General features: G+C 35.9%; 16 protein-coding genes. 14 read left to right on the top strand and 2 right to left on the bottom strand.

Annotated features, from left to right (window positions below):
* Window positions 1-94 precede the first annotated feature (94 nt).
* The 14 genes from ACTF48_RS06015 (at window position 95) to purB (ending at window position 11,745) form a co-directional block, all read left to right on the top strand.
* Entirely contained in the window at window positions 95-592 is a 498-nt protein-coding gene (locus tag ACTF48_RS06015) for a YkgJ family cysteine cluster protein (protein ID WP_438962244.1), read from the top strand.
* Between the two features lie 168 nt (window positions 593-760).
* Window positions 761-1,243: a TlpA disulfide reductase family protein gene (locus tag ACTF48_RS06010; protein ID WP_438962243.1), complete on the top strand. Its 483-nt coding sequence runs from the start codon at window positions 761-763 to the stop codon at window positions 1,241-1,243.
* Window positions 1,244-1,245: 2 nt separating this feature from the next.
* On the top strand, window positions 1,246-1,932 hold the full coding sequence (locus ACTF48_RS06005) for a thioredoxin family protein (RefSeq protein WP_438962242.1): 687 nt from the start codon (window positions 1,246-1,248) through the stop codon (window positions 1,930-1,932).
* A 102-nt stretch (window positions 1,933-2,034) separates the two neighbouring features.
* Window positions 2,035-3,450, top strand: a complete 1,416-nt coding sequence (locus ACTF48_RS06000; protein ID WP_438962241.1) for an MBL fold metallo-hydrolase — start codon at window positions 2,035-2,037, stop codon at window positions 3,448-3,450.
* Window position 3,451: 1 nt separating this feature from the next.
* The gene (locus ACTF48_RS05995) at window positions 3,452-3,760 is read left to right on the top strand and encodes a rhodanese-like domain-containing protein (RefSeq protein ID WP_438962240.1); all 309 of its coding nucleotides are present in this window, start codon (window positions 3,452-3,454) and stop codon (window positions 3,758-3,760) included.
* Between the two features lie 9 nt (window positions 3,761-3,769).
* Window positions 3,770-4,177, top strand: a complete 408-nt coding sequence (locus ACTF48_RS05990; RefSeq protein ID WP_438962239.1) for a rhodanese-like domain-containing protein — start codon at window positions 3,770-3,772, stop codon at window positions 4,175-4,177.
* A 3-nt stretch (window positions 4,178-4,180) separates the two neighbouring features.
* Window positions 4,181-4,999: a 3-deoxy-8-phosphooctulonate synthase gene (gene kdsA / locus ACTF48_RS05985; protein ID WP_438962238.1), complete on the top strand. Its 819-nt coding sequence runs from the start codon at window positions 4,181-4,183 to the stop codon at window positions 4,997-4,999.
* 329 nt (window positions 5,000-5,328) lie between these two features.
* Window positions 5,329-5,967 (top strand): DUF4159 domain-containing protein, encoded by a 639-nt coding sequence (locus tag ACTF48_RS05980; RefSeq protein ID WP_438962237.1) that lies wholly within the window; start codon window positions 5,329-5,331, stop codon window positions 5,965-5,967.
* Window position 5,968: 1 nt separating this feature from the next.
* A complete protein-coding gene (locus tag ACTF48_RS05975) occupies window positions 5,969-7,072 on the top strand; it encodes an AI-2E family transporter (RefSeq protein WP_438962236.1) in 1,104 nt (367 codons plus the stop codon).
* The gene (locus ACTF48_RS05970; RefSeq protein ID WP_438962235.1) at window positions 7,073-8,236 is read left to right on the top strand and encodes a class I SAM-dependent methyltransferase; all 1,164 of its coding nucleotides are present in this window, start codon (window positions 7,073-7,075) and stop codon (window positions 8,234-8,236) included.
* A 9-nt stretch (window positions 8,237-8,245) separates the two neighbouring features.
* The gene (locus ACTF48_RS05965; protein ID WP_438962234.1) at window positions 8,246-8,929 is read left to right on the top strand and encodes an SIR2 family NAD-dependent protein deacylase; all 684 of its coding nucleotides are present in this window, start codon (window positions 8,246-8,248) and stop codon (window positions 8,927-8,929) included.
* A gap of 44 nt (window positions 8,930-8,973) precedes the next feature.
* On the top strand, window positions 8,974-9,789 hold the full coding sequence (locus ACTF48_RS05960) for a hypothetical protein (protein ID WP_438962233.1): 816 nt from the start codon (window positions 8,974-8,976) through the stop codon (window positions 9,787-9,789).
* On the top strand, window positions 9,789-10,349 hold the full coding sequence (locus ACTF48_RS05955) for an adenylosuccinate lyase (protein WP_438962232.1): 561 nt from the start codon (window positions 9,789-9,791) through the stop codon (window positions 10,347-10,349). Before ACTF48_RS05960 ends, ACTF48_RS05955 begins: the two co-directional genes overlap by 1 nt.
* A 52-nt stretch (window positions 10,350-10,401) precedes the next feature.
* Window positions 10,402-11,745, top strand: coding sequence for an adenylosuccinate lyase (gene purB, locus ACTF48_RS05950; RefSeq protein ID WP_438962269.1), 1,344 nt, complete (start codon window positions 10,402-10,404; stop codon window positions 11,743-11,745).
* A 320-nt stretch (window positions 11,746-12,065) separates the two neighbouring features.
* Here the strand turns inward: purB and ACTF48_RS05945 are convergent, their stop codons facing one another.
* The gene (locus ACTF48_RS05945) at window positions 12,066-12,692 is read right to left on the bottom strand and encodes a Crp/Fnr family transcriptional regulator (protein WP_438962231.1); all 627 of its coding nucleotides are present in this window, start codon (window positions 12,690-12,692) and stop codon (window positions 12,066-12,068) included.
* Window positions 12,676-12,978 carry a DUF983 domain-containing protein gene (locus ACTF48_RS05940; RefSeq protein WP_438962230.1) on the bottom strand — a complete coding sequence of 101 codons (303 nt, stop codon included), beginning with the start codon at window positions 12,976-12,978 and terminating at the stop codon, window positions 12,676-12,678. The genes ACTF48_RS05945 and ACTF48_RS05940 overlap by 17 nt, the downstream gene beginning before the upstream one ends.
* Window positions 12,979-13,232 lie beyond the last annotated feature (254 nt).

The raw sequence follows: 13,232 nt of genomic DNA, 5'->3' as shown, positions 1-13,232 counted from the left end.
ATTTAAAGAGACTCACTAAACTTTATTTAGAGTCATATAACTACGTGAAGTTAATGAGGTATATGAGCTTTATGACTTATAGAAAATGTAAATAATGGAAGATTTTTTAAAATCGTTACCGCAACTTGCTGCCCAAAAGAAAAAGGAGAATCAAGCATATTTTAAAAGACTTAAGAAAAAAACACCGCGAGATCTAGACGCTCGCATGCAAGTACTGCACGATGAAACTTTTGAAGATGTAGATTGTCTTACTTGTGCAAATTGCTGTAAAACCACCGGACCTTTATTTACTCATAAAGACATCGATAGAATTGCAAAGCACTTTAAAATGAAACCTAGCGATTTCATTGACCAGTTTTTACGTGTGGATGAAGATAATGATTATGTCCTACAGCAAGTACCATGTCATTTCTTAGGAGCAGATAATTATTGTTCTATATATGAAGTCAGGCCCAAAGCCTGTAGAGAATATCCACATACAGACCGGCGCAAATTCCAACAAATAGGAAATCTAACGGTAAAGAATACCGCTATTTGTCCAGCAGCCTTTAAAATAGTAGAAAAAATGAAAGCCTCTATTCCCATGAATTGAGACTTTTTTTAGGCTTTCATACCTATTTGTGTTTAAAATGTCGTTAAAATAGATTCAATTTGGTATTAAATGTAGGACCAGCATTATTTCTTAAGATTAATTAACAAGCAAATGCTAAGGGTAGTTAAAATAAATATCATATTCTAAAGCTGTATTATCTTTGACCTTATGAAGAATATTATTTTCCCCTTATTGTTATTAATCGTTATTTCCTGTAGTGAGCCTGTTCCACAAAAGGCAATCGTTATAGATCTTGAGGGCATGACTCACTTAATGGATGGAGCCCCTGAAAAACTTCAAGTTATTAACTTCTGGGCTACGTGGTGTAAACCATGTGTAGATGAATTACCTGCTTTTGAAAAATTACAAGCCGCATATAAAGATGATATTGATGTCATACTCATCTCTTTAGATGATGTGGAAAACCTAGAAAGTAAAGTGAACCCTTTTCTTAAAAAGAACAACATCCAGTCGCAAGTAAAGTTATTGAATCACCCTTATGCCGCAGAGTACATCCCTATGGTAGATCAACACTGGGATGGCGCTATTCCAGTTACACTATTAAAATATAAGAATCAAAAAAAATTCTTTAATCAAGAATTTCAATATAAGGAGTTAGAAACAGAGGTATTATCCTTAATGAATAAATAATCATGAAAACATTAAAAGTATTAACCGCAGTTGCCGTTATGGCGTTAATAGCTGTTTTAGCCAGTGGCATTATTAGTTTTGACACTAATAAAGACCATGAAAACGAAACCCCAAATACCATAAAAAAGAAAACGACTACAGCAAGAGCTATAAACGGCTATGATATAGGTGATGTGGCAACAGACTTTTTGCTTAAAAACATAGATGACACCATGGTTTCTTTAAAAGACTTTAAAGAGGCTCAAGGTTTTATAGTGATATTTACTTGTAATCACTGCCCTTATTCTGTGGCTTATGAAGATCGCATTATAGCCCTAGATAAAGAGTTTAAAGAACAAGGTTATCCAGTTATTGCTATTAATCCTAATAACCCAGCAGCTTATCCAGAAGATAGTTTTGAAAATATGAAAGTGAGAGCTCAGGAAAAAGGGTTTACTTTTCCTTACCTTTTTGACGCAGGACAGAAAATATATCCGCAATATGGAGCTACTAAAACACCACATGTGTTTTTACTACAAAAGGAAAATGGTGAGAACATTGTTAAATATATAGGAGCCATAGATGATAATCATAAAGATGCAAGCGCTATTAAAAATGATTATCTCAGGGATGCTGTAAACCACTTGATAAATGGTGAAGAAATTAATCCATCTAAAACCGTTGCCATAGGATGTTCTATTAAAAAATAATACCATCCATTTTATTAATCCTAGACCCATGTTTATGCATGGGTTTTTCTATTTAGAACTATTTCAAAATCGTATTTTTGCACAAAGAATAGCTCACAACACATGATTTTAGAACAACATTACACTAAATGTCTTGCTCAAGGTGCTTATTACATCGCATCGGCTGGTGAGGCTGTTATTATAGACCCATTAAGAGAAGTACAACAATATATAGATAGAGCAGCTCAAGATAAGGTTACCATTAAATACGTGTTCCTCACACATTTTCATGCAGATTTTGTTTCTGGTCACGTAGATCTAGCAGATAAGACAGGTGCTACCATTGTATTAGGCCCTAATGCTGAGACGAGTTACGCTTTCGCGAAAGCAAAACACGGACAAGTTTTTCAAGTAGGAGCAGTAACATTTACACTACTACACACGCCTGGTCATACCATGGAATCTTCTTGCTACTTATTAAAAGACGAAGAAGGTAAAGAAAAAGCAATTTTTACAGGTGATACATTATTCATAGGTGATGTGGGAAGACCAGATCTTGCCGCAAAGTCTGACTTAAGCACTGAGGATCTCGCTGGTCATTTGTATGATTCCTTACACCATCAAATCATGCCATTACCAGATGACATTATCGTATATCCAGCGCATGGTGCAGGAAGTGCTTGTGGTAAGAGTATGAGTAAAGAAACTTATGACAGCTTAGGAAATCAAAAGAAGACTAATTATGCCCTTGCTACAGATTTGAGTAAGGAAGATTTTATAAAAGAACTGACTACTGGTATAGCGCCACCACCTGCTTATTTCCCTAAAAACGTGTGGATGAATAAAGGTGTTAATTCTAGTATAGACGAGATTATTTCTCGAGGAAATACCGCTATGAATGCCCAGTCTTTTAAGGCACTGGTAGATGATGGAGATTATCTAGTACTCGACGTGCGCACTCCACAAGAGTACACCGCAGCAAGTATTCCAGGATCCTGGTTTATAGGACTAGATGGGCAGTTTGCTCCATGGGTAGGTGCTCTTATAGAAAACATAGATCAGAAAATAATCTTTATCGCACCTCACGGTCGTGAAGAAGAAACAGTAACACGATTAGCTCGAGTAGGCTATGATAACGCCTTAGGATATCTAGATGGCGGAATTGAAGCATGGAAAAACGCAGGTTTTGAAACGCAACAAACAGAAAATGTTACTGCACAAAATTTTATAGATGGTCTCGCAAATGGATCAGTCGTAAACCCTATAGACGCACGCAAACCTGGTGAATATAATAGTGCTCACGTAGATGGAGTACCATTACACTCGCTAGATCAAATTCACAGTGAACTCTCCACACTAGATCACAGTAAACGTTACCATGTATATTGTGGTGGTGGTTATAGATCAGTAATTTTTGCTAGTATTGCAGCTGCCCATGGTATCCATGATGTAGTAAACGTAGAAGGTGGTTTTGGCGCCATAAAAAAGACTAATTTAGGAACTCAAAAAATAGTTGAAACATCAAGTTGTTCAATTTAGTATGAAAGATATAACAAAACAAGAATGGAAAGAACTTATCGCAACAGACGATCATGCGGTAATTATAGACGTGCGCACTGATGACGAGGTGGCCGAAGGCATGATTCCAAATGCAGTACACCACGATATTTTCAAACCACAAGAACTCATGGCAGCTCTTCAGGAAATGGATAAGTCTAAGAACTATTACGTTTATTGTAGAGCTGGTGGACGTAGTGCTCAGGCCTGCCAGATCATGAACCAGATGGGTTTTAAAACTACTTATAATTTAATAGGCGGTTTTAGCGAGTGGGACGGCGACATCGCTTAACCTATACTGATGAAGAAAATACTCTTAATACTAAGTCTTGTGCTCGCCGTTGCAGTTACTCAAAGTTGTTTTGACGCAAAAGCAGGAACCATAGAAATGATAAGCCCTGAAGAGGCTGAAGCAATTATGGAGTCTGAAGCGGCTGTGGTAGTAGATGTGCGTTCCAAAAAGCAGTTTGAAACAGGACATCTAGAAGGAGCTATCAACATACCATTAGATAGTAAAAATCTTCAAAAGATCATTGCTGAACTGAATCATAAAGAACCTGTACTTGTTTATTGTGATGGTGGTTTAGAAAGCGCTCAATGTGCAAAAATCCTTGAAGACAAAGGGTTTATAAAAATTTTTGACCTCGATGGCGGTTTGAGTAAATGGAAAGCAAGCGGCAAAGAAATAGTTCTAAAAACAAAAGAATAACAGATGCAATTAACAGATATCCCAAAAATCAAACACGCAGCGGCAGATAACTTTTTTCTCCTGTGTGGACCATGCGCTATAGAAGGTGAAGATATGGCACTGCGTATCGCTGAAAAAGTGGTGAAAATTACAGATGACCTTAAAATCCCTTATGTCTTTAAGGGAAGTTTTAAAAAAGCAAACCGCAGCCGTATAGATAGTTTTACCGGTATAGGTGATGAAAAGGCACTTAAAATATTACGTAAAGTGTCTGAAACCTTTGGAGTTCCTACAGTTACTGATATTCACGAAGTAAGTGATGCTGCAAAAGCCGCTGAATATGTAGATGTACTACAAATTCCAGCGTTTTTAGTGAGACAAACAGACCTAGTCGTAGCCGCAGCCAAAACGGGTAAAGTAGTCAATCTAAAAAAAGGGCAGTTCATGTCTCCAGAGGCTATGAAACATGCGGTACAGAAGGTAAAAGATACAGGAAGCGATAAAGCATGGATTACAGATCGTGGTACTATGTTCGGTTATCAAGATATGATTGTAGATTTTAGAGGAATTCCTACTATGAGAGAGTTTGCTCCTACCGTACTTGACGTTACACACAGTTTACAACAACCTAATCAATCTAGTGGCGTTACTGGTGGTAGACCTGACATGATAGAAACTATTGCTAGGGCAGGAATAGTGAATCACGTAGATGGTTTATTTATAGAAACACACTTTGACCCAGCAAATGCAAAAAGTGATGGGGCAAATATGCTCGATTTACAATATTTAGAAGGACTACTAACACGACTCGTAGCCATTAGAAAAATGGTGCAGTCGTTTTAAGAACGATATAATACGCAGTTCAAAAAGCCTGATATTCTATATCTCAGGCTTTTTTTTATGTCCTAATTAGATATCACTCCTACCATAATGTGTTTATAATGTCGCTAAAGTGAATTGAATTATTTTTAAGTTTATAGAGACAAGTAATCACTGCATAGTGGTAGCTGCTTAATTGTTTTTTAACGTATAAAAACTTAAAAGGAAACGATTTTATATGCGGTATTAAATGATTAACTAGTATTCCTTTTTATCAAGCAGTAACCGTTTATTCAACAAAAAAATAATGATAAAATGCTCAACCTCTCAAAGATTGTTAGATATTTGACCTTATGAAGAATTTATTAATCCTTTTAATAGCTACTTTTAATCTAGTCGCAGCACAAGAAATCGCAGTGCTCAAATATAATGGTGGTGGCGACTGGTATGCAAACCCTACTGCCTTAACTAACCTAGCTAGTTACTGTAATGAAGAAATAGACACGCAATTATCTACTGAAATTGCAACGGTAGAGGCAAGCAGTGTTGACATCTTTCAGTATCCATTTGTTCACATGACCGGACATGGTAATGTAATTTTCAATGAAGAAGATCTAGAAAACTTAAAAAACTACATGCTTAGTGGTGGTTTTTTACACATAGATGATAACTATGGAATGAGACCTTACCTAGAAAAAGAACTTATAAAACTGTTCCCTGATAAGGAACTTATAGAATTACCCGCAAACCATGAAATTTTTAATAACCACGCTTCATTCCCTAAAGGTTTGCCTAAAATACATGAACATGATGGTGAGCGACCACAGGCTCTAGGTATTTTTCATGAAGGTAGATTGGTTCTATTATTCACCTTTGAAGCAGATCTAGGTGACGGCTGGGAAAGCCCAGAAGTACATAATGATCCTCCAGAAGTGCGCAAAAAAGCACTGGATATGGGAGCAAATATTATTAAATACGTTTTTACTCATTAATATGAAACAGACTGCCTTATCTGCAAAATCTATTGCTTATGGAATCTTAAGAGCCCTAGGTATTATAGGAGGAATTTTACTTTTGTTTTGGTTCTTATGGAGTATACAATCTGTGATATTATACATAGGTATCGCCGCAGTATTATCTTTAATAGGTAGACCATTAGTAATTCTTTTAAGAGATCGGTTAAAATTCCCTAATGTTCTCGCCGTAGTAATCACTTTGTTTATAATCATAACGCTATTGCTTAGTGTCACATACATGATTATTCCTGTAGTCCTGGAACAAATGGAAAACTTAGAAGATATCAACTGGGATGAAGTAGGTGCTAATCTAGAAGTACTGAACGTTCAAGTTAGTGATTTCTTTGGTATCGATAATGTAAACCTACTAGATCGCATGCAAAGTTTAGACTACATTAAAAATTTTAATGTAGAGATAATTCCAGCATTTGTAAACACTCTATTTGGCACACTAGGTAATATCATGATCGGTGTTTTTACCGTTTTATTTATTACATTTTTCTTATTAAAAGATAGCAGGTTACTTGTAGAAGGTGTCTTAATATTTGCTAAAAAAGGGAACGAAGAGAAATTTTTAAGAGCCTTTAATAGTATTAAAAACTTACTCTCACGATACTTTATAGGTCTAGTGCTACAAGTAATTATATTATTTATCCTGTACAGTATCATTTTACTCATAGTAGGTGTTGAGAACGCTTTAATCATCGCGTTTTTTTGCGCACTGTTAAACCTTATTCCCTATTTAGGACCAGTAATAGGATCTGTGCTTATGATGGCTTTTGTGATCAGTGATAACCTAGATGCAGACTTTACGGTAACTATTCTACCTAAGTTAATCATAGTAGCTATAGGCTATGCTGTAGTGCAACTCATAGATAACTTTATAAACCAGCCACTGATCTTTGGTAAGAGTGTAAAATCACATCCACTAGAGATATTTATCATTATTTTAATTGCTGGATTATTGTTTGGTGTCTTAGGTTTAGTGCTTGCTATACCTACTTACACAGCCCTTAAAGTGATTTCTAAAGAGTTTTTAAGCGAGTATAAAATAGTCCAGAAACTCACACGTAATTTATAGATGAATTTAAAGCTGTTACAGCAAGATGTACGTGATTATTTAATGGAGCACCTCCATGATCATGCGGCATCTTTCATTCTTAAAAAACACCCATTTACTGATATCACCAGTAAGCAACTCACTCAACAACTGGTGGGATTGCAAAAAGCACGGGCTAAATTCCCGCATCTATTTAATAATAAAAAGGTCATTTTCCCGCCTAAAATGAATCTAGAACAAACCAGCTCTTGGTCCACAGCACTTTATAAGGCTGGCTTATATGATGGTGAGCGCATGATTGATGTAACAGGCGGATTCGGTATTGATATAGCCGCTTTCGCGAAAGCGTATTCAAAAACCACACACGTAGAACTCAACACTTCATTACAAGAAATCGCCTCACAATCCTTTAAGGCACAAGAGTTACAAACAAAAAGTATCGCTGGTGACGGTATAGAGTTCTTAACAGGATCTCCACATAGCTATGACTTAATATATCTAGATCCAAGCCGTAAAACTGCCGTGAATAGTAAAGCTATTTTACTAGAAGATTATGAACCTAACGTGATCCATAATCTAAAATTATTATTAGAAAAAGGAAAACGTGTGATGATTAAAACATCACCCATGCTAGACCTTACTGCCGGTTTCAAACAACTCAAACATGTAAGTGCGGTGCATATAGTTGCGGTAAAAAATGAAGTAAAAGAACTGCTCTGGATTGTTGAAAAAGAAGAATGCACACCTCTTATCCACTGTGTAAATCTAGAAACAGAACAACCACAGCTCAATTTTAAATGGAATACTACAGTACTACCTTCACTGAGCGAGCCACTTACCTACCTCTACGAGCCTAATGCTGCTGTAATGAAATCACAAGCCTTTGGCAGTATTTGTGAGCAGTTTGAGCTTAAAAAAATAGACCAAGACGCTCATCTATTTACCAGCGAGAAACAGATTAATTTTCCGGGAAGAACTTTTTTAATTAAAGCAATTAAAGCATACAAACCTAAAGAAATAAAGCGTTCCTATGGTAAAAGTCATCGTGCTGTGGTGACTAGAAACTTCCGCGAAAGCGTACATCAATTACGCCAAAAATTTCAACTCAAAGAACATGACACCGATTATCTTTTTTTTACAAGCATTCATGGTAACCAAGTTGTTATTGAGGCTCAAAAAGTATAATTTAACCCGATGAAAAATTTAGTCGTATTAACTGGCGCTGGTGTAAGTGCAGAAAGTGGAATCTCTACCTTTAGAGATGCTGGTGGTTTATGGGAAGGACACGATGTGATGGAAGTCGCATCACCACAAGGGTTTGCTGCAAATCCAGAACTGGTACTTAATTTCTATAACCAGCGTAGAGCACAGTTAAAAGAAGTAGCTCCTAACCATGCACATCACTGCATCGCTGCAATGGAGCGCAATTTTAATGTCCATGTGATCACACAAAATGTAGATGATCTCCATGAACGTGCTGGTTCTTCTAAGGTCATTCATTTACATGGTGAGTTACGCAAAGTACGTAGCAGTAAGAATTATATGGACCAGAAATACTGGGAAAATGATCTTCATTTAGGTGATTTATGTGACGCTGGATCGCAATTGCGACCACATATTGTATGGTTTGGTGAGGAAGTTCCAGCTATGGAACAAGCTATAGAGATTACAGCAAAGGCAGATGTACTTCTTATAGTAGGAACCTCACTTCAAGTTTATCCAGCTGCAGGACTTAAAGATTTTGCACCGCAACACTGCCCCATATACTTCGTAGATCCTAATCCATCTTTAGAAAGTAAGGGCCGTTTAAAAGTACTCGCCGAAAAAGCGAGTACTGGAGTACAAAAAGTGGCTGATTTATTAACTCTAGAAGGTTAATTTTTTCCAAAATATTTTTTCATATCTTTAGGAAAAGGTGTCTTATGAGAATTTTTTTATTGCTCATTTTAGTGAGTTTCTTGTTTTCTTGTGTAGAAAACGATATGCCTGAAGATTTAACCGCTCAAAAAGTAAAAGAATTATCACTCTATAAATTCCATGGGGATCGTATTAAAAACGATGAATTGATAACTGAATGGAACGAGATGATCAATGATTCTGAAACGCCTGATCTTTTTAAGGCTGGAACTTTTAATATTAAAAAGATTAAAATAGCTGATAGTGATACTTTTGTATACGCACTAGTAGCAACTAATACCGGTGAAAATATTCAAACCGCAGCACTACTTACAAAATATAAGGATGGTTATAAAATCAGTAACCGTTCTGTTTCATGTTATGGATGCAAAGTACAACTAGAACTATCGAGCAAAGAAGGCTATTGGTCATGTAACGGGAACAATACTAGTTGTGTTAAAACATCGCGACTTCATATGGATAATAATATTATATCTAATCCTGATGCACGTATACTTTTTAGAATTCAACTAGATCAAACACCTACAGATAATACTGAAACCACGAGAAGAACTATTTATTCAATTTATACTGCTGCCTCTAACAAAGGTGAGCTCTGTAGAACCAAAAGTTTACTAAGCGATATCGCTTATGAAGAAACTTGGGTGATTAATGATAAAAATGACCCTAAACAAACCAGTCAACGCCCTAAAATAAGAGAAGTAGATGCTCAAAACGTTTTAGAGATTATTTGCGATGCTGGTAATGAATCGGTTTTCTTTTCAATAGATTTAAATAAATTTGGCGCTGAACACAAAGAGTTCAAAGCATTCTTTGATTAATGACCGCAAACCAACTCAAAACTCAACTAGAACAGCTCAAAGCTTATAAAGCCGAAAGAGTACGTCTAGGAACTACTGCGGTAAAACACGATTTACTTCCAGACCTCATCCACTTTTGCAATCCAGAAAATGAGATTTCTCATCAAGCATGCTGGGCACTAGAGCAGTCCTTTTTATTACATGAAGAATACTGTTATCCTTACCTCAAGGAGATAGGTGCCTTATATGAAATGCCCATCAACTCCTCAGGTATGCGAGCGCTTTGTAAAATAGCAAGTATTCTTTCTAAAAAATATTATCACAAACATGAAAACACCGTAAAGGCACTATTAACAAAACAGATTCGTGAGCAGATGGTAGAAGGTTGTTTTCAGGTTTTAATCACCACAGATAAAACTGCAAATATGGCTTATGCCGTATATGCACTATATGAATTTGGGAAAGAATTTGACTGGATTTATCCAGAATTAAAACCTATTCTACTTCAAAAATTAGATGAGGATTATGGTAACGGTTTTAAGTCCAGTGCTCGTCATATTATTGATAAATTAGATTCTTAAATCTAAGAAAATCAGTATTTAAAATCGTATCTTAGCACGCTTTAAAGACATAATTATGCCTAGTGCTTTACAAGCTATTTCTCCCATAGATGGTCGTTACCATTCTAAAGTCGATACCCTTGCACCTTTCTTTTCAGAATATGCCTTAATACGCTACCGTGTGCTGGTAGAGATTGAATATTTTATCGCTTTAAGCGAAAGCGGAATACAACAACTCCAGCCATTTCCTGAACAAACCCAAGAGCAGTTAAGAGCTATATACCGCCATTTCACTGATGCAGATGCACAAGCTATAAAAGACATCGAGAAAGTAACTAATCACGATGTAAAAGCCGTGGAATATTTTATCAAAGAACAATTTGATCAACTCGGTCTTGAAGAACATAAGGAGTTCATCCATTTTGGGTTAACCTCTCAAGACATTAACAATACAGCAATACCACTTTCTATAAAAGATGCTGTAGAAGAAGTTTACAGAAACGAAATTGAGACATTAAAAGAAACACTTGAAAAACTCAGTGCAGACTGGGCTCATATTCCCATGCTGGCGCGCACTCACGGCCAGCCAGCCTCTCCTACTCGACTAGGTAAAGAGTTTTATGTATTTGCCGTTAGATTAGAAGAACAATTAAACATGCTAGATCAAGTGCAGCACGCAGCAAAATTTGGTGGAGCAACAGGAAATTATAATGCACATCATGTGGCATTTCCACAGGTAGACTGGAAAAACTTTGGTGAAGATTTTGTAGAAAACAGACTAGGTTTAACGCACAGTTTCCCGACTACTCAAATCGAGCACTATGATCATATGGCGTCGTTATTTGATACCTTAAAACGTATCAATACTATTCTTATAGATTTAGACAGAGATATATGGACTTACATTTCCATGGATTACTTTAAGCAAAAAATAAAAAAAGGTGAAGTAGGCTCTAGTGCTATGCCGCATAAAGTAAACCCTATAGACTTTGAAAATAGTGAAGGAAACCTAGGTATTGCAAATGCACTTTTTGAACACTTATCTGCAAAATTACCTATTTCAAGATTACAGCGTGACTTAACAGACTCTACTGTTCTACGTAACGTAGGTGTCCCATTTGCACATACCATGATTGCTATAAAAGCAACAATGAAAGGTTTAAGTAAACTTCTATTAAACGAAGTTAAGATTGCTCAAGACTTAGAAAATAACTGGGCCGTAGTGGCTGAGGCTATACAAACTATCTTAAGACGTGAAGCCTACCCTAATCCTTATGAAGCTTTAAAAGAGCTGACTAGAACTAACGAAAAAATAACAGGAGAAAGTATTTCTAAATTTATAGAAGGTCTTCAAGTCAGTGATGCTATTAAAAAGGAAATGAAAGCGATTACACCTGCTACATTTACTGGTATTTAATTCAAAAAACCTTTTACTTACTCGATTCCACAGTAAAACAGTAAGTTCACAAAAGCTGGATCTAATACCAATTTATGTTTCTGATGCTGTATTCTTAATTTGAATTATTTTTTGACTAGATGATAAAGAAAATTAAAGCATAGCCTAAGCTACGGTTTCATTTTATTTTGAAATATAGGCGAAAAAGAAACGAATTATATGCGACATTAGGAATGTAAATAGGTATAAGGAATACAGGATTCACACAAAACTCATTGAATAGTTACAGCTGGTTCAGATTTTAAAAAGAAACAACTGGTAAACACCAACATAAAAGCATTTTATAAAACCTCTATAAAGCTGCGGTGCAATTGAATCCTACCTAGGTTTTCCATTTTTTTAAGCAACCTTGAAATCACCACTCGGCTAGTATGTAGGTCTGCCGCAATTTCTTTATGAGTCGTGTAAATATGTTTACTATTAAGTATCTTAATTTTATCTTTAAGATAGTTTTCTAGACGTTCATCCATATTGTGAAACGCTATTTTATCTACACTTTCTAGTAATTCCATCATGCGCTCATGATAACTTGCAAAAACATAATTGCGCCAGGTTTTATACTTAGAAGACCATTCTTCCATTTTAGAAACAGGAATCATGAGCAGCTTGACAGGTGTTTCTGTTACTGCATGTATTTCACTTTTAGTGTTTCCTACACAACAGGTCATAGTCATGGCACAGGTACTACCGCGCTCTAAATGATATAATAAAAGTTCATCACCATTATCATCTGGCCTCATAACTTTAATACTTCCAGAAAGTAGTAAGGGCATGGATCTAATGTACTGCCCTGGCTTCATGACGTCTTGTCCAGCTGGCATTTCTACAAATGTGGCAACACTGTTGATTTCTTCTATGAGTGGTAATTCAAACTGGGACCCATAATATTCATTAAGCTCCTGAATCATTTTTTACTTGATTTGCTATGAGCTTATCATATTTGAAAAATAAGTGAGCCCATATAGATTTTGAAACAGCACCAATATATGGAAAAGTTATGGCTAGAACTGTAACAATCGCAATAAAAATAGTAAAAGGGTTATCAGCAAAGCCAAAAATAAGTAACAACATATAAGTTGCCACCGCAAAAGCGATTCCTACTCCATAAGATACATACATAGAACCAGTATAAAAACTAGGCTCAATACTGTACTTTAAATCACACTTAGGACAGTTCTTTTTAACTTTATTCATATTAGAAAAATTATAAGGATTGGCCTCAAGGAACTCTCCTTGCCTGCATTGAGGACACTTTAAGAACAAAATACTGTATAAAATAGAATTTTTCAAGGTAATAAATGTTTTACCTCAAAAATACCTTCAGGAATTTGTAACAAGTGTAACACTTGTTACAGATTACTTTCTTTTATGATAGAGTAATCTTCAACTTGTAAGTATGTCTATTCATAACTCACTTCCATGTTTCTTAATAAATCTATATATTAGTG

This window comes from Nonlabens sp. (genome assembly GCF_965660805.1).
Taxonomy (GTDB): domain Bacteria; phylum Bacteroidota; class Bacteroidia; order Flavobacteriales; family Flavobacteriaceae; genus Nonlabens.
The sequence above is the reverse complement of the archived record's forward strand: the minus strand, read 5'-3'. Positions and strand labels throughout refer to the sequence as shown.

Bases quoted from the DNA above. Each gene is read 5' to 3' on its own strand.
- ACTF48_RS05965 (WP_438962234.1), top strand. From the start codon at position 8,246: ATGAAAAATTTAGTCGTATTAACTGGCGCTGGTGTAAGTGCAGAAAGT.
- ACTF48_RS05975 (WP_438962236.1), top strand. From the start codon at position 5,969: ATGAAACAGACTGCCTTATCTGCAAAATCTATTGCTTATGGAATCTTA.
- ACTF48_RS05995 (WP_438962240.1), top strand. From the start codon at position 3,452: ATGAAAGATATAACAAAACAAGAATGGAAAGAACTTATCGCAACAGAC.
- kdsA (WP_438962238.1), top strand. From the start codon at position 4,181: ATGCAATTAACAGATATCCCAAAAATCAAACACGCAGCGGCAGATAAC.
- ACTF48_RS05960 (WP_438962233.1), top strand. From the start codon at position 8,974: ATGAGAATTTTTTTATTGCTCATTTTAGTGAGTTTCTTGTTTTCTTGT.
- ACTF48_RS05940 (WP_438962230.1), bottom strand. From the start codon at position 12,978: ATGAATAAAGTTAAAAAGAACTGTCCTAAGTGTGATTTAAAGTACAGT.
- ACTF48_RS05955 (WP_438962232.1), top strand. From the start codon at position 9,789: ATGACCGCAAACCAACTCAAAACTCAACTAGAACAGCTCAAAGCTTAT.
- ACTF48_RS05990 (WP_438962239.1), top strand. From the start codon at position 3,770: ATGAAGAAAATACTCTTAATACTAAGTCTTGTGCTCGCCGTTGCAGTT.
- ACTF48_RS05980 (WP_438962237.1), top strand. From the start codon at position 5,329: ATGAAGAATTTATTAATCCTTTTAATAGCTACTTTTAATCTAGTCGCA.
- ACTF48_RS06015 (WP_438962244.1), top strand. From the start codon at position 95: ATGGAAGATTTTTTAAAATCGTTACCGCAACTTGCTGCCCAAAAGAAA.
- ACTF48_RS05945 (WP_438962231.1), bottom strand. From the start codon at position 12,692: ATGATTCAGGAGCTTAATGAATATTATGGGTCCCAGTTTGAATTACCA.
- ACTF48_RS06000 (WP_438962241.1), top strand. From the start codon at position 2,035: ATGATTTTAGAACAACATTACACTAAATGTCTTGCTCAAGGTGCTTAT.
- ACTF48_RS06005 (WP_438962242.1), top strand. From the start codon at position 1,246: ATGAAAACATTAAAAGTATTAACCGCAGTTGCCGTTATGGCGTTAATA.
- ACTF48_RS05970 (WP_438962235.1), top strand. From the start codon at position 7,073: ATGAATTTAAAGCTGTTACAGCAAGATGTACGTGATTATTTAATGGAG.
- ACTF48_RS06010 (WP_438962243.1), top strand. From the start codon at position 761: ATGAAGAATATTATTTTCCCCTTATTGTTATTAATCGTTATTTCCTGT.